The sequence below is a fragment of the Mesorhizobium sp. RCAM 06353 genome (genome assembly GCF_059683585.1).
In genome coordinates, this window is sequence record NZ_CM185031.1 from 1,702,345 (window position 1) to 1,718,540 (window position 16,196).

Genomic DNA, 16,196 nt, shown 5'->3' on the forward strand with positions numbered 1-16,196 from the left:
GCGAAAAAACGAACCGTGTCAGGAACGCAACGATTCTTCTTATCACCTAATTTTGACGGTGATTTCTTCGAAACGCGGCGCATGATACGGCCGAATCGTCAAAGACATTGCGTTATGCCAATGATAGGGTCCGCGATAGTCCAGGGGTCGGGTGCAAAAAACGGGCGGTCGAAACGACGTGAATCAGAAACACGCGGGGCGGTCAAAAAATCACGTTGCAATCCGGGCTCGAAACTTTACGACTAGGGGAAATACGAAAAGGAATGCGTCTGCATGGGCGACATTCCAGGGGAGCCATGTACACATGCAGTACTTTGTCCAGCAGCTTATCAATGGGCTGACGCTGGGATCGATCTATGGGCTGATCGCAATCGGCTACACGATGGTCTACGGCATCATCGGCATGATCAACTTCGCCCATGGCGATATCTTCATGGTGGGCGCCTTCTCGGCGCTGATCGTTTTCCTCATCCTTACGGCGCTGTTTTATTCGGTGCCCGTGGTCATCGCGCTGCTGATCATGATGATCGTGGCGATGCTGCTCACCAGCCTCTACAATTGGACGATCGAGAAGGTGGCCTACCGGCCGCTGCGCGGTTCGTTCCGGCTGGCGCCGCTGATCACCGCCATCGGCATGTCGATCGCGCTGTCGAATTTCGTCCAGGTGACGCAAGGCCCGCGCAACAAGCCGATCCCGCCGATGGTCAGCCAAGTCTACAGCATCAACGGCGTCAGCGTGTCGCTGAAGCAGATCATCATCGTCATCGTCACCGCGCTGCTGCTGGCGCTGTTCTGGTACCTGGTCAACAGGACCTCGCTTGGCCGCGCCCAGCGCGCCTGCGAACAGGACCGCAAGATGGCGGCGCTGCTCGGCATCGATGTCGACCGCACCATCTCGATCACCTTCATCATGGGCGCCGCCCTTGCCGCCGTCGCCGGCACGCTGTTCCTGATGTATTACGGCGTCGTTGCCTTCTCCGACGGCTTCACACCTGGTGTGAAAGCCTTCACGGCGGCGGTGCTCGGCGGCATCGGCTCACTGCCGGGTGCCGTGCTTGGCGGGCTGATGATCGGCTTCATCGAGAGCATGTGGTCGGCGTATTTCTCGATCGACTACAAGGACGTCGCGGCGTTCTCGATCCTGGCGATCGTGCTGATCTTCCTGCCTTCCGGCATTCTGGGCCGGCCAGAAGTCGAAAAGGTCTGAGATCATGGCCGTCACCGTATCTCCCGAGCGCGACACCGTCGCCACCCCTATCCAACGCGCCCTCAAGGAAGGGCTCTATGCCGGCGCCATCTCGCTTGGCCTGTTCGTGCTGTTCATCGGTCTGAAGACCGGTCAGAACATGTCCAATGAACTGGTCGTGACGACGCGCTGGGGCCTGCTCGCCGCCGTGGTGATCGCCACGGCCGTCGGGCGCTTCCTCTATGTCGCCTATGGCCAGCCCTTCATGGCCAGCCAGAAGATAACCAATGTTGCCACCGGCCTGTTGCCGGCCAGCGTGGCGTCACGATTCTTCCAGTTGCCGTGGTTCGTCGCGGCCGTTGTCGTAGCGGTGCTGCTGTTCGTGTTCAACAGCTCGCTCGCCGGATGGGTGGGAGCAGAACCGGCCGGCTATCTGCAATTCCTGCGCGCCCTGGCGATCATCTATGTGCTGGCTTGCGTGATCTACTACTTCCGCGCCTTCATCCATGCCAACTTCACCAGATTGGGCATCACGGCGCTGGTGCTGTATCCGATCCTCGTGGTCGCGGTGCTGTCGCTGAACGCCTGGTCCATCACCGGCGGGCTCCAGGGGTCGCTGAAATGGGTCGACAATTTCGGCATCCAGATCCTGATCTATGTGATGCTCGCCTGGGGCTTGAACATCGTCGTCGGCCTCGCCGGCCTGCTCGACCTCGGCTATGTCGCCTTCTATGCGCTTGGCGCCTATTCCTATGCGCTGCTTGCCACGCAATACGGCCTGTCGTTCTGGATCCTGTTGCCGGCCGCCGGCGCCATGGCCGCTCTCTGGGGGGTGCTGCTCGGCTTCCCCGTGCTACGCCTGCGCGGCGACTATCTGGCGATCGTGACGCTGGCTTTCGGCGAGATCATCCGCCTGGTGCTGATCAACTGGCGTGAGGTCACCAACGGTTCGGCCGGCATTTCCGGCATTCCCAAGGTCAGCTTCTTCGGCCTGATGTCGTTCAACGTGTCGGACCCCAACTACATCGCCAAGGTGCTGGGCATCGCCCAGTCGGGCGCCTACTACAAGATCTTCCTCTACTACCTGATCCTGGGTCTGTGCCTGCTCACCGCCTTCGTCACCATCAGGCTGCGCCGTCTGCCGGTCGGCCGTGCATGGGAAGCCTTACGCGAGGACGAGATCGCCTGTCGCTCGCTCGGCATCAACACCACCACCACCAAACTGACCGCCTTTGCCACCGGCGCCATGTTCGGTGGCTTCGCCGGCTCGTTCTTCGCCGCGCGGCAAGGCTTCGTCAGTCCGGAATCCTTCGTCTTCCTGGAATCGGCCATCATCCTGGCGATCGTCGTTCTTGGCGGCATGGGCTCGCTGGTCGGCATTGCAGTTGCCGCGATGGTGATGATCGGCGGCACCGAGGCGCTGCGCGAACTCGACTTCCTCAAGGAGATATTCGGGCCGGACTTCACGCCCGAACTCTACCGCATGCTTCTCTTCGGCATGGCCATGGTCATCGTCATGCTGTGGAAGCCGCGTGGCTTCGTCGGCAGCCGTGAACCGACCGCCTTCCTCAAGGAGCGAAGGGCCGTCTCCGGTTCCTTTACCAAGGAAGGACACGGCTGATGAATGCGAACTCGATTCAGAAAGCCAATCCGGGCATGAACGACGCCATCCTCCAGGTCCAACATCTGTCGATGAAGTTCGGCGGCCTGGTCGCCATCGGCGATCTGTCCTTCGCCGCCAAGCGCGGCGAGATCACAGCGCTGATCGGCCCCAATGGCGCCGGCAAGACCACCGTGTTCAACTGCATCACCGGCTTCTACAAGCCGTCGGAAGGCATGATCACGCTCAACCGGAACGATGGCACGAGCTACCTGCTCGAGCGGTTGCCCAACCATGAGATCCCGGCGCGTGCCAAGGTGGCGCGCACCTTCCAGAACATCCGCCTTTTCTCCGGCATGACGCTGCTGGAGAACCTGCTGGTCGCTCAACACAACAAGCTGATGAAGGCATCGGGCTATACGATCCTGGGCCTGTTCGGCTTCAGCGGCTACCGCAAGGCTTCGGCCGAATCGATCGAGCTTGCCAGGCACTGGCTGGAGAAGGCCGATCTTATCGATCGCGCCGACGATCCGGCTGGCGACCTGCCCTATGGCGCACAGCGGCGTCTCGAAATCGCACGCGCAATGTGCACCGGGCCAGAGCTTCTGTGCCTCGACGAGCCGGCAGCCGGCCTCAATCCGAAGGAATCAGCGGCGCTCAATGAACTGCTGATCGACATCAAGAATACATCAGGCACCTCAATCCTGCTGATCGAGCACGACATGTCCGTGGTCATGCAGATTTCCGACCATGTCGTGGTTCTGGAATATGGCCGCAAGATCTCCGACGGCAGCCCGCAGTCGGTGCGCACCGATCCGCGCGTCATCGCCGCCTATCTCGGCGTCGACGACGAGGAGGTCGAGACCGTGCTGACCGAAGTCGGCGACGAAGACGTCATCGAGCAGCTCGACATAGGGCCGGATGCTGCGCATGGCCCGGGGACATCGTCGTCATACCTGGCCGGACCGGTGAGCGACACCGTCGGGCATAGCGAGGGCGAGCGTGTCACAGTGTCGAAGGGTGCTTCGAAGGCGGCGCAGGTCGATGCAAAGGCCAACTTGCCAAGAAAGCCGTCCGAGCGGGCCACGGCCAAGCCGTCCGGAAAAGCCTCGACAGCCAAGCCGCGTGGAGGGCGTAAATAATGGCCGGGACAACGCTGCTCGACATCAAGGGCGTGCAAACCTACTACGGCAATATCCGGGCGCTGAACGGAGTCGATGTCACCGTCAAGGAGGGTGAGATCGTGGCGCTGATCGGCGCCAACGGCGCCGGCAAATCGACGCTGATGATGACCATTTTCGGGGCACCGCGCGCCCGCGCGGGCACCATCACCTTCGCCGGCACCGACATTACCCAGTTGCCGACGCACGAGATCGCACGCATGCGCATCGCCCAGTCGCCGGAAGGTCGCCGTATCTTCCCGCGCATGACGGTGATGGAAAACCTGCAGATGGGCGCCAGCCTGGACAACCTCAAGCACTATGACGAGGACGTCGAGAGGGTATTCGCGCTGTTCCCGCGGCTGAAGGAGCGCATCGCCCAGCGCGGTGGCACGCTGTCGGGCGGCGAGCAGCAGATGCTGTCGATCGGACGCGCACTGATGGCGCGACCCAAGCTGCTTCTGCTCGACGAACCATCGCTGGGCCTGGCGCCACTGATCGTCAAGCAGATATTCGATGCCATCCGCGAGTTGAACCGCACCCAGGGGCTGACCGTGTTCCTGGTCGAGCAGAACGCGTTCGGCGCGCTGAAGCTCGCCACGCGCGGTTATGTCATGGTCAACGGCAATGTGACGATGAGCGGCACCGGCAAGGAGCTGCTCGCCAATCCGGAAGTGCGCGCCGCCTATCTCGAAGGCGGACACCACTGAGTTTGGAGCGGAAGGTGCATCCGGTATTCCGTTCCAAGTTGTTTGTTTGTCGCATGACCTTCGTCCGAAAAGTCTGCAACTTTTCGGGATCATGCTAAGGAGACTTCATCATGCAGGGCATTCTCTATGAGGAACCCTCGATCTGGCAGTTCTTCTTCGTGACCTGCCTGCTTGGCGGCTGGGCGGCCTGGATGACCGGCAAGGCCAGCGCCCAGACGTGGCGCAGCTTCATCCAGCTGTTCGCCTATCTGCTCGGGCTCGGCATCGGCATCCGCTTCATCCATCACGCGCTGTTCGGCGGCACGATGTTTTCGCTGCACTACTATATCGTCGACACCATCGTGCTGATGATACTGGGTTTTGTCGGCTATCAATACACACGAACCAACCAGATGGTCACGCAGTATAATTGGCTCTACGAAAGAGCTTCAATCTTGAGCTGGAAACCGAAAGGTTGACGTTCATCATTAACGCCGCGTCAGGGATGAATCGGCGTGACAAGTGCCTGAAAATCGGCAAACTATGCTTTCTGCGATAAGGGTGGGCATCGCATGAAAGCTTCATCCACGCCCACTCCGTTAATGGGAGCGTTTAAATGAAAAAGTCACTTTTGTCCGCCGTTGCCCTGACCGCGCTGGTCGCGTTCAGCGGCAATGCGTGGGCTGATGTCCTGTTCGGCGTCGCCGGTCCGATCACCGGTCCGAACGCGGCCTTCGGCGCACAGCTGCAGAAGGGCGCCGAAGCGGCCGTCGCCGAGATCAATGCCAAGGGCGGCATCAACGGCGAGCAGATCAAGCTCGAAATCGGCGACGACGTCTCCGACCCGAAGCAAGGTATCTCGGTTGCCAACAAGTTCGTCGGCGACGGCGTCAAGTTCGTGGTCGGCCACTTCAACTCGGGCGTGTCGATCCCGGCCTCGGAAGTCTACGCCGAAAACAACATCGTCGAGATCACGCCGGCCGCGACCAACCCGAAGTTCACCGAGCGTGGCCTGTGGAACGTGTTCCGCACCTGCGGACGCGATGACCAGCAGGGCAGCATTGCCGGCGCTTATCTCGCCGCGAACTTCAAGGATGCCAAGATCGCCGTCGTTCACGACAAGACCACCTACGGTCAGGGCCTTGCCGACGAGACCAAGAAGGCGATGAATGCCAAGGGCCTGACGGAAGTCATGTATGAAGGCATCAATGTCGGCGACAAGGACTTCTCGGCGCTGATCGCCAAGATGAAGGAAGCCGGCGTTACCATCATCTATTGGGGCGGTCTGCACACCGAAGCCGGCCTGATCATCCGCCAGGCGGCTGACCAGGGCCTCAAGGCGACACTGGTTTCCGGCGACGGCATCGTGTCGAACGAGCTGGCTTCGATCGCGGGCGACGCGGTTGCGGGCACGCTCAACACGTTCGGCCCGGATCCGCGCCTGATCCCCGCCAACAAGGAACTCGTCGAGAAGTTCCGCGCGCAGGGCTTCGAGCCGGAAGCCTATACGCTCTACGCCTACGCTGCCGTGCAGGCGCTCGCGGAAGCAGCAACTGCTGCCAAGTCGAACGATCCGCAGGAAGTTGCCAAGGCGCTGCATGCGAACGGCCCGTTCAAGACCGTGCTCGGCGACCTGTCCTATGACGCCAAGGGCGACCCGACGCTGCCCGGCTACGTCATCTACGAATGGAAGAAGGGCGCCGACGGCAAGTACACCTACATCCAGAAGATGTAAGCCTGTCGACTTCGATCAATATGAAATGCCCGGCGCTTCGCGCCGGGCATTTTTCGTTTCGATGCCTGTCGCCTAAAGCGCGCCAGGTTGGCGGAACGACATGTGGCTTAGCCGGAAAACGATCACGCCTTGAACGGCAGCACCGGCCGTTTTTTGCGCGTTCGAATGAATGCGACCGGCTTTGTCGCAAAGATTCGATTTAAATCGATTGAATCATCTGTCAAATTTGTTTGCACTGCAGCATTTTCACGCTAATCATTGCTCCGATTTCCCGTTCCTTCCGCTGCTGGAGCCCAGTCCTTGGCCATCACGAAGATCCTCGTCGCCAACCGGTCAGAAATCGCCATCCGCGTCTTTCGCGCGGCCAATGAGCTGGGCCTTAAAACCGTGGCGATCTGGGCCGAGGAAGACAAATATTCGCTGCACCGCTTCAAGGCCGACGAAAGCTACCAGGTCGGGCGCGGCCCGCATCTCAGCAAGGATATGGGGCCGATCGAGAGTTATCTGTCGATCGAGGAAGTGATCCGCGTCGCCAGGCTTTCCGGTGCCGATGCCATCCACCCGGGCTACGGACTGCTGTCGGAAAGCCCCGAATTCGCTGAGGCCTGCGCGCAAGCCGGCATCACCTTCATCGGCCCGAAGCCGGACACGATGCGCCGCCTCGGCAACAAGGTTGCGGCGCGCAACCTCGCCATCGAGGTCGGCGTGCCTGTCATTCCCGCCACCGATCCGTTGCCGGACGACATGGAGGCGGTGAAGAAACTGGCCAAGGAGGTCGGCTATCCGGTGATGCTGAAGGCCTCGTGGGGCGGTGGTGGGCGCGGCATGCGCGCCATCCGCGCCGAGGCCGATCTCGCCCGCGAAGTCACGGAAGGCAAGCGCGAGGCGAAAGCCGCCTTCGGCAAGGACGAGGTCTATCTCGAAAAGCTGATCGAGCGCGCCCGCCACGTCGAGGTGCAAGTGCTTGGCGACACCCATGGCAATGTCGTGCACCTGTTCGAGCGCGACTGTTCGATCCAGCGCCGCAACCAGAAAGTCGTCGAGCGGGCGCCCGCACCCTATCTCGAAATGGCGCAGCGCGAGGAGCTTTGCGGCCATGCGCTGAAGCTTGCCCGTGAAACCAATTATATCGGCGCCGGCACGGTCGAGTTCCTGCAGGATGCCGACAGCGGAAAATTCTATTTCATCGAGGTCAATCCGCGCATCCAGGTCGAGCATACGGTCACCGAGCAGGTCACGGGCATCGACATCGTCAAGGCGCAGATACACATCCTCGACGGCTTCGCCATCGGCACGCCTGAATCGGGCGTGCCGGCGCAGCGGGACATCAGGCTGAACGGCCATGCCTTGCAGTGCCGCATCACCACCGAGGATCCCGAGCACAATTTCATCCCGGATTACGGCCGCATCACCGCCTATCGCGGCGCCACCGGCTTCGGCATCCGGCTGGATGGCGGCACGGCCTATTCCGGCGCGGTCATCACTCGCTTCTACGATCCGCTGCTGGAGAAGGTGACGGCGTGGGCGCCGACGCCGGCCGAGACCATCGCCCGCATGAACCGCGCGCTGCGCGAATTCCGCATCCGCGGCGTCGCCACCAACCTCACCTTCCTCGAAGCGATTATCAACCACCCGAGCTTCGCCGACAATTCCTACACGACGAAGTTCATCGACACGACGCCGGAGCTGTTCCAGCAGGTCAAGCGCCAGGACCGCGCCACCAAGCTCATCAACTATCTGGCCGATGTCAGCGTCAACGGCCATCCCGAGACGCGCGGCCGGCCGACGCCGAAGGCCGATGCGGCCGCACCCGTCGTGCCCTACCTCAACGGCAACGTGCCCGGCGGCAGCAAGCAGAAGCTGGACGTGCTCGGCCCGGAAAAGTTTGCCGGCTGGATGCGCGAGCAAAAGCAAGTGCTGGTCACCGACACGACGATGCGCGACGGCCACCAGTCGTTGCTGGCGACACGCATGCGCACGCACGACATTGCCAATATTGCCGGCACTTATGCGCGCGCCCTGCCGCAGCTTCTGTCGCTGGAATGCTGGGGCGGCGCGACCTTCGACGTTGCCATGCGCTTCCTCACCGAGGATCCGTGGGAGCGGCTTTCGCTGGTGCGTGAAGCAGCCCCCAATCTGTTGCTGCAGATGCTGTTGCGAGGCGCCAACGGCGTCGGCTACACCAACTATCCCGACAATGTCGTGCAGCATTTCGTCAAGCAGGCGGCTGCCGGCGGCATCGATCTGTTCCGCGTCTTCGACTGCCTGAACTGGGTCGAGAACATGCGCGTCGCCATGGACGCCGTCGGCGCCGAGGGCAAGCTGTGTGAGGCGGCGATGTGCTACACCGGCGACATTCTCGATCCGGCGCGGGCCAAGTACGATTTGAAATATTATGTCGGGCTGGCCGGCGAACTGCAGGCCGCCGGCGCCCACATCATCGCCGTCAAGGACATGGCCGGCCTTTTGAAGCCGGCGGCGGCGCGCGTGCTGTTCAAGGCGCTGCGCGAGGCGACCGACTTGCCGATCCATTTCCACACCCACGACACGTCGGGCCTGTCGGCGGCGACCGTGCTGGCGGCGGTGGAGAGCGGCGTCGACGCCATCGACGCGGCAATGGACGCCTTCTCCGGCAACACCTCGCAGCCTTGCCTGGGCTCGATCGTCGAGGCGCTGAAGGGCACCGAGCGCGACCCTGGCCTCGACCCGCAATGGATTCGCAAAATCTCGTTCTACTGGGAAGCGGTGCGCAACCAGTACGCCGCCTTCGAAAGCGATCTCAAGGGGCCGGCCTCGGAAGTCTACCTGCACGAAATGCCGGGCGGACAGTTCACCAACCTCAAGGAACAGGCGCGCTCGCTCGGGCTGGAGACACGCTGGCACGAGGTCGCGCAGACCTATCACGACGTCAATCTGATGTTCGGCGATATCGTCAAGGTAACGCCGTCGTCCAAGGTCGTCGGCGACATGGCGCTGATGATGGTGAGCCAGGACCTGACCGTCGCCGATGTCGAGAACCCGGCCAGGGACATCGCCTTCCCCGACTCGGTCGTCTCGATGCTGCGCGGCGATCTCGGCCAGTCGCCCGGCGGCTGGCCAGAAGCGCTGCAGAAGAAGGCGCTGAAGGGCGACAAGCCGATCACGGCCAGGCCCGGATCGCTGCTCAAGCCGGCCGATCTCAAGGCCAGCCGCAAGGAGATCGAGGAGAAGCTGGAGCGCAAGCTCTCGGAATACGAATTCGCCTCGTGGCTGATGTATCCGAAGGTGTTTACCGACTTCGCCGGCGCGCAAGAGACCTACGGCCCGGTCAGCGTCCTGCCGACGCCGACCTATTTCTATGGCATGAAGTCCGAAGACGAGATCTTCGTCGACATCGAGAAGGGCAAGACGCTGGTCGTGCGGTGCCCGGCCATCGGCGATGTCGACGACAAGGGCATGGTCACCGTGTTCTTCGAGCTCAACGGCCAGCCGCGCCGCGTGAAGGTGCCGGACCGGGCGCATGGCGCCTCCGCCGCCAAGGCGCGCCGCAAGGCAGAGCCTGGCAACGAGGCGCATGTCGGCGCGCCGATGCCGGGCGTGGTCTCGGCACTTTCGGTCGCCGCCGGCCAGGCGGTGAAGGCGGGCGACGTGTTGCTCTCCATCGAAGCGATGAAGATGGAAACGGCGCTGCATGCCGAGCGTGACGGCACCGTCGCCGAGGTGCTGGTCAAGGCCGGCGACCAGATCGATGCCAAGGATCTGCTGATCGCGTTCGCCTAAGCGCTCGCAAAGAACGGGCAGGCTGTCGGCTTCTGTCGGCAGCCCTTGGTCAGCTGTTCGATAACAGCTTGACCCGCCGCCGCCGGTCGGGCATCGAACCGGCTCAAATTCGCCGGCGTCTCTCCCCGAGTCGCGGCATAGAACCAATCTTTGGAGAAAAACATGGCCGACGATATCACCGATACCAGCCAGACTGTTGCCGCCGGCCAGCTGCGTGCCCTCATCGAGCGCATCGAGCGCCTCGAGGAAGAAAAGAAGACGATCGCCGACGACATCAAGGAAGTCTTCGCCGAGGCCAAGGGCACCGGCTTCCGGTCCCCCCTAAAGCTTGTCGCCTAGAAACGAAATCAATCACTTAAGCGGGCGACAGTTCGTCGAGCTAGACGACACGCCGACGATCAAGGAAGGTCACCGACATGGCAGACGAAATCGCCGAAACCAGCCAGACCGTAGCCGCCGGACAACTGCGCGCCATCATCGAGCGCATCGAGCGACTCGAAGAAGAAAAGAAGACGATCTCCGACGACATTAAGGAGGTGTACGGGGAGGCGAAAGGAACGGGCTTCGACGTGGCCGCTATCAGGCAGCTCATCCGGCTTCGCAAGAAGGATCAGGCCGAGCGGCAGGAAGAGGAAGCGATCCTCGATTTGTACAAGGCCGCGCTCGGCATGGTGTAAGTTCCGCTCACCTGTGGAGCGATCTTGTCGCGCCATTCTGCGTGGCCTGGGATGCCCATAGCTGCTGGTTTGCAGTTCAAGATGCTGGTTGAGCGGATGCCAGCATCCGAAGGCGCTAGCCCTAGGGAACGATCTTCGTGAACTTGATGTTGAGGGCGATGGGTGTCGGCGAGAGCTGCCGTGTGGCGACATCTCGCTTTTGCGTTGCTATTTCCTCGGTGGTGAATTGGAGGCCGCGGTTCCGTTCTACCGGGTCGGTGGCGCTTAGCAGAATGGCATGCAAGTGAGTTCCGGAACTGCCTCGGACCTTCATCGTGGATCTAGCGATGCATCGGCTAAAGGACGAGTTGGCCGAGAGCGGACTTCGGGGCCCCTCGAAGGATCGGGGCGGGCCATCACAGTGAAGGTGATGGTGGCGGAAGCGCTCGATAGCGTATGACGGACGGCTGCTGCACCTCCGGCAATGTAGGTCAGATGACAACTGCACCCGAACCGCAGATGGCTGGCCGTAGCAGGTGCCGTCCCGCTGCTTCTCGCCTTTTGCCCTGCGTTGCAATGCGAGCTGGCCGCTGCTGCACAGGGATGACCGGCTGCGACTTCCGACCGAAAACGCTTCCCTCAATGAATCGCCAACAGGAGCTGCGGGTTCGAAAGGTCAGGATTGACGCTTTTCCCTATCCACGAGCCGACGGCTCGGTGCACTTCGTCGGCATCGTATGCGAATGCCACAGGCGCATGAGCGGGCCTGCAGCGCCCAGTGACAGCACCCTTTTTCAATCTTTCGCGACGATGGTCCTCGACGCAATCGGAGAGGATTTGTGGTTCCTACGGCTAGGCATGCGCTTTGCTCGAGGCGCTCCTAATCGAAGGCTCCTGCCGCACGGGAGAGGAGTTCTTCGTATTCGGCCACCACATCGGGATCCGCTGACGCTTTGAGGTGATGTCCGCTTCGGCTGATGAAGTCACGCAGAGTTTCATAGGAACCCCGTTCCTCAGTCGAAAGCATGGCTCCCAGCAAAATCCGGTCGTGTTTTGGCAGTCGCTGCTGTCGCTCTCGCTTCGAAGCATTCCCCGCGTGACCAGAACCTGGGATCTTGTCAGGCACAAAGGTATCTCGATGGGACGCTTCGTTCGAAAGTTTGATAGCGTCGACCACAACCTCGCCGTCTTGGTCAGCCGAGCGCTAGGCTGTCCATAGCTACAACAGCTTTTGCCTGCGTAGAGCGACACCTGGCCCCCGCTCCGGAGTTGACGGAAGAAACTCTACGCCTTCCTTCTCGAATGCGAGCCGAAGTTTTTCCACCGCATCAAGTGCGATTCCTTTTCCGCCTGACTCGATACGAACGACCGTCCTGCGGCTCACTCCTGCGCGCTCAGCTACTTGCTCCTGGCTGAGGTTCACTAGCGCCCGCGCTGCACGCAACGCCCGCAGGGTGTCAGAAATTGAATCCATGGAGCAGCAAGTCCGCGCTCGTTATATTTTGTCAACAATTGGCTCATGGAGTGACATATTGATGGACTAGAGCCGGCGAATCATGCACAAAAAGAGACATCGTGCGTGCGCGCTGCGAATCGCCAGGATCCCGGATCGAATCCTTCGTTCCCCAGGAATTGCAGGTCTGACGGCGTTGGAAAGCAGGATAGGAGAGCCAACCGTGTACTATTTTGGAAACAAGAATGGCGATATCGACTACGACGGCATCAGGCGAGAAATCGAAAGGTTAGAGAAACTCGTCGTCGACCTCTGGCTGGTGGCCTCGCCGTTCGACTGCCGACGCCTGTATAGCGAGAAGACGTTGTCAGACGCTCCGCTTCTGGAGGACTGGCGACAGGCTGTCCGCCCCGTGCCTTGCCTAGTCGGCTTCTCGACCGGGCACCCACTTCTGCCCGGTTGCGAGCGACCGATTATAACCTCTGATATCTGGCTTTTTTCCGAAGAGCTGCGCCTAGCTCGATCAATGTCCCGTTGGTACCGCTTGGGGAATCCTTCACGCGACGTGTCGAAGGACAACTGAGATGGCATGCCCATCCGAGCAAAGGAGGTCGCACTCCCGCCCCCAGTGGTTGCCTGTCTCGCCGAGCGGGAACCCGGCAGACAAGGATTCAAGCCTTTGCACTGCCCGGCGCGGATCGAGAGGGCGGGGCGTTCGGGCGACAGAGATGACTGGAGACGGACATGAAACTCTGGATTTGGTCTGACCTCCATCTTGAGATGCAGAATCCTACGTTTGTCGATAGGGCACCTGAGGCCGATGTCATCGTTTGCGCCGGCGACCTGTGCCTTGCCGATGAGCTCGCCGAATATGCGCAGTGGCTTATCGAGCGGTACGGACTGCCGATTGTTTTCGTACCAGGCAATCACGAGTTCCACAGCAATCGTGCAGTCCGGCCGCCGCGAACGAAGCCTTCCGACCATCTTCTGATGAAGCAAGTGGCTCAAGCATCGCGTTCGTGGCGGAGTCGGCTTTACGTTCTTGACGACGACATCGTGGAACTCGGAGGGGTGCGATTTGTCGGCGGCACACTGTGGACCGATTTCAAGATGGACCTAGTGAACGACATCGGCCTTCGGCGGCGGATGCAATCGGCACTCACGCAATCGGCGGACTTTTCCACAATCTGGCTGGGCGACGGCGAGCTACTGAAGCCGCAGGTCATGCTCGGTTTTCATTTGCTGACGCGCGGCTTGATCGAACGACAGCTGGCGATCCCTTTCGACGGCGCAACTGTCGTTGTTACGCATCATGTGCCCCATCCAAATTGTACTCCTTCGGCTTACGTCAGCCGGGAAACCAATTTTCTGTTCGCCTGCGCGAAGGAAGCATTCGAGGGAATCCTGAATTCGGATGCGGCTCCCCCGCTCTGGATTTGCGGTCACACGCATCATCCAAGCGATGTCAGGGTCGGCCGGACGCGGATCGTCTGTAACCCTCTGGGCTACCTCAAGGTAGCAGGTGAGCGCGACAACGGCTTTCGGTGGGACCTTGTGATCGACACAGAAGACCTGCCGTGAGGACCCAGAGTGGGGTGAACCTCTAGGAGGGTCCGAGCTGAGTGCGGTCGTTGACGAACGTAGACGCGATTGACCCGCGAAGATGGTCGCGCGGCGGTCGGAACTAGGGGTCTATTGGCTCGGCCAGCATATCTCGAGCGCGATGCCGTGTGTCTATGTGGGCGGAAACCACGAGTTTTATAAGGGTGCTCTCCGCGAGGGGCTGGAGGACGGTCGCGCGGCCGCCGCACGCTTCCCTGCTGTCCATTTCCTGGAGGATGATTTCGTCGTGATCCGCGGTATTCGCTTCCTCGGTGCCACGCTCTGGACCGACTACCGCATCGAAGGCTCTCAGCGGCTGGCAATGGCATATGCCCGCGAACGGATGAGCGATCACCGACAGATCGCGCTGCAACAGAATCCCTGGCGACGCTTCCTGCCGGATGATGCTTATCGGCTTCATCAGCGATCGCGCCACTTCATAGAATCCGCTCTGAAATCGGACCCCATCCCGACTGTGGTTGTCACACATCACTTGCCGCATCGGGGTTCCATTCCAACCCGGTTCGCGGGCGACCTCCTCAACGCAGCGTATGCGTCGGATCTCACGCGGATCATCGAGGAAGGACGGCCAGCCTTATGGGTTCACGGACATACTCATGATAGTTGCGACTACCATGTCGGGAGGACCCGCATCCTATGCAACCCACGAGGCTATGACAGCGAGAACGAGGCGTTTGATCCCGGTCTCGTTCTATCGCTGGAAAGATAGACTATACATCCGGGCGCATCACCCGGTCGTCGGACAGTCACGGATTTGAGGTTGACGGAGCGCTCGGCATCCAAAACGACCGATGGGGATGGCTACCGCGCGGAGAACCCCCGATCAGATACCCGCCTGCAGGTGTTCTTGCCACTCCCGGAACTGCCTTAATGCCCGCCGGATTTCCGACCTCTTCGCTTTCGCCAAGCCTTCCCGCTCGAACGCCGTCTCTAGCGCATACGCTTCCGCGCCCAGACACCGAAGGTCCCGACCGCCGAGAAGCTGGCGGGCTCGTTTCACCCTCCATTTTGCATTCGCGACCATTTGGGAAGCCATTCTTTTCTCTTTGGTCAGCCATTGCCCGAAGTTTCCTGGCACGTCGGGTTGGCTTTCGCCGCGTTCCCTTCGCAGGATTTCCTTTCCGAGCATCGCGGCCATAGGTGCTGGGACAGCGTTCGCTATCATCTGGTCCACATCTCGGCTAAGGCAGCCGCTCCAGTCCCAATCTGTCGGAAATCCTTGGATGCGGGAGGTATCATTCTGGGTGAGGATGTAAGCCGAAGCTGCAGGAGTCGGATCGTCAGGATGGGGGTTGTCAATATAGCTGGAACGCGGCCGCTCGCGAGAGGTCCGGACGATGGACGGAGCTGGCTCATCTAACGTGTAGACACCGCGCGCATCGTGAAACGGTCGGAAATATAATCCGGTCAACTCACTGTAGTTGGAATCGTTCCGATGAGGCGAGTAGGTCGCGGGCTGCGGCCTCCTGGCATTCCGTATCGTAGGGCTCGGTTCGTCGACCGACCAAACGCCGCGTCGGTCTGGAGCGCGAGGGTGGCTGTAGACGTGGTCGCCGAAATGGTCGCCGAACACAGCCCTGAGCGGCATCGGTTCTGGCGCGGCGGCCCGCTGGATTGAAGCTAACAGAAAGCCGTCCCTCTCGCCGCGACGTCCCACGACGATCAGGCGCTTCCGCTTTTGCGGCACGCCGTATAAAGCCGCGTTCACGACCAGCTGGGTCAGGCCGTATCCCGCGTTCTTCAGCATGTCGCGGGCATCTACCCAGGCTGCGGAATTGCGCGCTCGCTGAACGTTCTCCATCATGAACCATTCGGGGGCGGCGGAGCAGACGTATAGCGCGAAGGTTCTGGTGTGGTTAGCGCGTTCGCCCTCGATCCTGGCACCCGTCGGAGAGAAGTCTTGGCAGGGCGGCCCTCCGACTATCATGTCCGGTTTCAGTTTCGAAATCTCGGGCGCGATCGACGCGACATTTCCAAGGTCCGCCATGACGGCGTGATAACCTACGTTCCGGTTATAGATGTCGACCGCGCTCTGCATGTGGTCATAGGCCCGGACCACCTCAAAGCCGGCTCTCTGCAATCCCAGGGACATGCCACCAGCCCCGGCGTACAGTTCCACAACTCTCAGTGGCGGGACTTTTCCAATTTCCGGCTTGGCCTGCTCTGTTGGCGAGCCCCCGACATCGAGCCCGACGGTCTCCAAAAGCATCAAAATTCCCCCGCATTCTCGAAGGGTCGTTACGCGTCGGAGAGTTAAAAGAATGTGACTTCGTGTGTCATTTGACGGCTGCATCGGAAAGGGCTCGTTAACGACGTGTGCCGGTGGTTCCTTAAG

General features: G+C 61.0%; 14 protein-coding genes and 1 pseudogene. 12 read left to right on the forward strand and 3 right to left on the reverse strand.

Features of this window, described 5'->3' with window-relative positions; translation table 11 throughout:
* Positions 1 to 304 precede the first annotated feature (304 nt).
* The 9 genes and pseudogenes from AC56QX_RS07960 to AC56QX_RS08000 all read left to right on the forward strand — a co-directional run bounded on the left by AC56QX_RS07960 (position 305) and on the right by AC56QX_RS08000 (position 10,806).
* Positions 305 to 1,207 carry a branched-chain amino acid ABC transporter permease gene (locus AC56QX_RS07960; protein WP_095201093.1) on the forward strand — a complete coding sequence of 301 codons (903 nt, stop codon included), beginning with the start codon at positions 305 to 307 and terminating at the stop codon, positions 1,205 to 1,207.
* 4 nt (positions 1,208 to 1,211) lie between these two features.
* Complete coding sequence (gene livM, locus AC56QX_RS07965; RefSeq protein WP_497115041.1) at positions 1,212 to 2,807, forward strand: high-affinity branched-chain amino acid ABC transporter permease LivM; 1,596 nt, start codon at positions 1,212 to 1,214, stop codon at positions 2,805 to 2,807.
* Positions 2,807 to 3,928: an ABC transporter ATP-binding protein gene (locus tag AC56QX_RS07970; protein WP_497115043.1), complete on the forward strand. Its 1,122-nt coding sequence runs from the start codon at positions 2,807 to 2,809 to the stop codon at positions 3,926 to 3,928. Before livM ends, AC56QX_RS07970 begins: the two co-directional genes overlap by 1 nt.
* Complete coding sequence (locus AC56QX_RS07975; protein WP_497115045.1) at positions 3,928 to 4,656, forward strand: ABC transporter ATP-binding protein; 729 nt, start codon at positions 3,928 to 3,930, stop codon at positions 4,654 to 4,656. Before AC56QX_RS07970 ends, AC56QX_RS07975 begins: the two co-directional genes overlap by 1 nt.
* Before the next feature lie 110 nt (positions 4,657 to 4,766).
* Positions 4,767 to 5,114, forward strand: coding sequence for a DUF6867 family protein (locus AC56QX_RS07980; RefSeq protein WP_488479266.1), 348 nt, complete (start codon positions 4,767 to 4,769; stop codon positions 5,112 to 5,114).
* A gap of 137 nt (positions 5,115 to 5,251) precedes the next feature.
* Positions 5,252 to 6,370 carry a branched-chain amino acid ABC transporter substrate-binding protein gene (locus AC56QX_RS07985; RefSeq protein WP_497115047.1) on the forward strand — a complete coding sequence of 373 codons (1,119 nt, stop codon included), beginning with the start codon at positions 5,252 to 5,254 and terminating at the stop codon, positions 6,368 to 6,370.
* Between the two features lie 300 nt (positions 6,371 to 6,670).
* Positions 6,671 to 10,129: a pyruvate carboxylase gene (gene pyc / locus AC56QX_RS07990; protein WP_497115049.1), complete on the forward strand. Its 3,459-nt coding sequence runs from the start codon at positions 6,671 to 6,673 to the stop codon at positions 10,127 to 10,129.
* A gap of 162 nt (positions 10,130 to 10,291) precedes the next feature.
* Positions 10,292 to 10,447 (forward strand): annotated as a pseudogene (locus AC56QX_RS07995) (GapR family DNA-binding domain-containing protein); the annotation flags it as partial.
* A 98-nt stretch (positions 10,448 to 10,545) separates the two neighbouring features.
* Positions 10,546 to 10,806, forward strand: coding sequence for a DUF2312 domain-containing protein (locus AC56QX_RS08000; RefSeq protein ID WP_378984734.1), 261 nt, complete (start codon positions 10,546 to 10,548; stop codon positions 10,804 to 10,806).
* Between the two features lie 859 nt (positions 10,807 to 11,665).
* On the opposite strand, the gene AC56QX_RS08005 is transcribed toward AC56QX_RS08000, so the two are convergent.
* Both AC56QX_RS08005 and AC56QX_RS08010 read right to left on the reverse strand, forming a co-directional pair.
* A complete protein-coding gene (locus AC56QX_RS08005; protein WP_497115052.1) occupies positions 11,666 to 11,911 on the reverse strand; it encodes a hypothetical protein in 246 nt (81 codons plus the stop codon).
* A gap of 93 nt (positions 11,912 to 12,004) precedes the next feature.
* A complete protein-coding gene (locus AC56QX_RS08010) occupies positions 12,005 to 12,259 on the reverse strand; it encodes a helix-turn-helix domain-containing protein (RefSeq protein WP_497115054.1) in 255 nt (84 codons plus the stop codon).
* A gap of 202 nt (positions 12,260 to 12,461) precedes the next feature.
* On the opposite strand from AC56QX_RS08010, the gene AC56QX_RS08015 reads away from it, so the two are divergent.
* The 3 genes from AC56QX_RS08015 (at position 12,462) to AC56QX_RS08025 (ending at position 14,570) form a co-directional block, all read left to right on the forward strand.
* Positions 12,462 to 12,821: a DUF6634 family protein gene (locus AC56QX_RS08015; protein ID WP_497115056.1), complete on the forward strand. Its 360-nt coding sequence runs from the start codon at positions 12,462 to 12,464 to the stop codon at positions 12,819 to 12,821.
* Between the two features lie 161 nt (positions 12,822 to 12,982).
* Positions 12,983 to 13,819 (forward strand): metallophosphoesterase, encoded by an 837-nt coding sequence (locus AC56QX_RS08020; protein ID WP_497115058.1) that lies wholly within the window; start codon positions 12,983 to 12,985, stop codon positions 13,817 to 13,819.
* Positions 13,820 to 13,901: 82 nt separating this feature from the next.
* Positions 13,902 to 14,570 (forward strand): metallophosphoesterase, encoded by a 669-nt coding sequence (locus tag AC56QX_RS08025; RefSeq protein ID WP_497115060.1) that lies wholly within the window; start codon positions 13,902 to 13,904, stop codon positions 14,568 to 14,570.
* A 114-nt stretch (positions 14,571 to 14,684) separates the two neighbouring features.
* Here the strand turns inward: AC56QX_RS08025 and AC56QX_RS08030 are convergent, their stop codons facing one another.
* Entirely contained in the window at positions 14,685 to 16,070 is a 1,386-nt protein-coding gene (locus AC56QX_RS08030; RefSeq protein ID WP_497115061.1) for a DNA cytosine methyltransferase, read from the reverse strand.
* Between the last annotated feature and the right edge of the window lie 126 nt (positions 16,071 to 16,196).

Coding starts and splice junctions, on each gene's coding strand:
- AC56QX_RS08020 (WP_497115058.1), top strand. CDS start 12,983: ATGAAACTCTGGATTTGGTCTGACCTCCATCTTGAGATGCAGAATCCT.
- AC56QX_RS08030 (WP_497115061.1), bottom strand. CDS start 16,070: ATGCTTTTGGAGACCGTCGGGCTCGATGTCGGGGGCTCGCCAACAGAG.
- AC56QX_RS07960 (WP_095201093.1), top strand. CDS start 305: ATGCAGTACTTTGTCCAGCAGCTTATCAATGGGCTGACGCTGGGATCG.
- AC56QX_RS08010 (WP_497115054.1), bottom strand. CDS start 12,259: ATGGATTCAATTTCTGACACCCTGCGGGCGTTGCGTGCAGCGCGGGCG.
- AC56QX_RS07980 (WP_488479266.1), top strand. CDS start 4,767: ATGCAGGGCATTCTCTATGAGGAACCCTCGATCTGGCAGTTCTTCTTC.
- AC56QX_RS08000 (WP_378984734.1), top strand. CDS start 10,546: ATGGCAGACGAAATCGCCGAAACCAGCCAGACCGTAGCCGCCGGACAA.
- AC56QX_RS07975 (WP_497115045.1), top strand. CDS start 3,928: ATGGCCGGGACAACGCTGCTCGACATCAAGGGCGTGCAAACCTACTAC.
- livM (WP_497115041.1), top strand. CDS start 1,212: ATGGCCGTCACCGTATCTCCCGAGCGCGACACCGTCGCCACCCCTATC.
- AC56QX_RS08025 (WP_497115060.1), top strand. CDS start 13,902: ATGGTCGCGCGGCGGTCGGAACTAGGGGTCTATTGGCTCGGCCAGCAT.
- AC56QX_RS07985 (WP_497115047.1), top strand. CDS start 5,252: ATGAAAAAGTCACTTTTGTCCGCCGTTGCCCTGACCGCGCTGGTCGCG.
- AC56QX_RS07970 (WP_497115043.1), top strand. CDS start 2,807: ATGAATGCGAACTCGATTCAGAAAGCCAATCCGGGCATGAACGACGCC.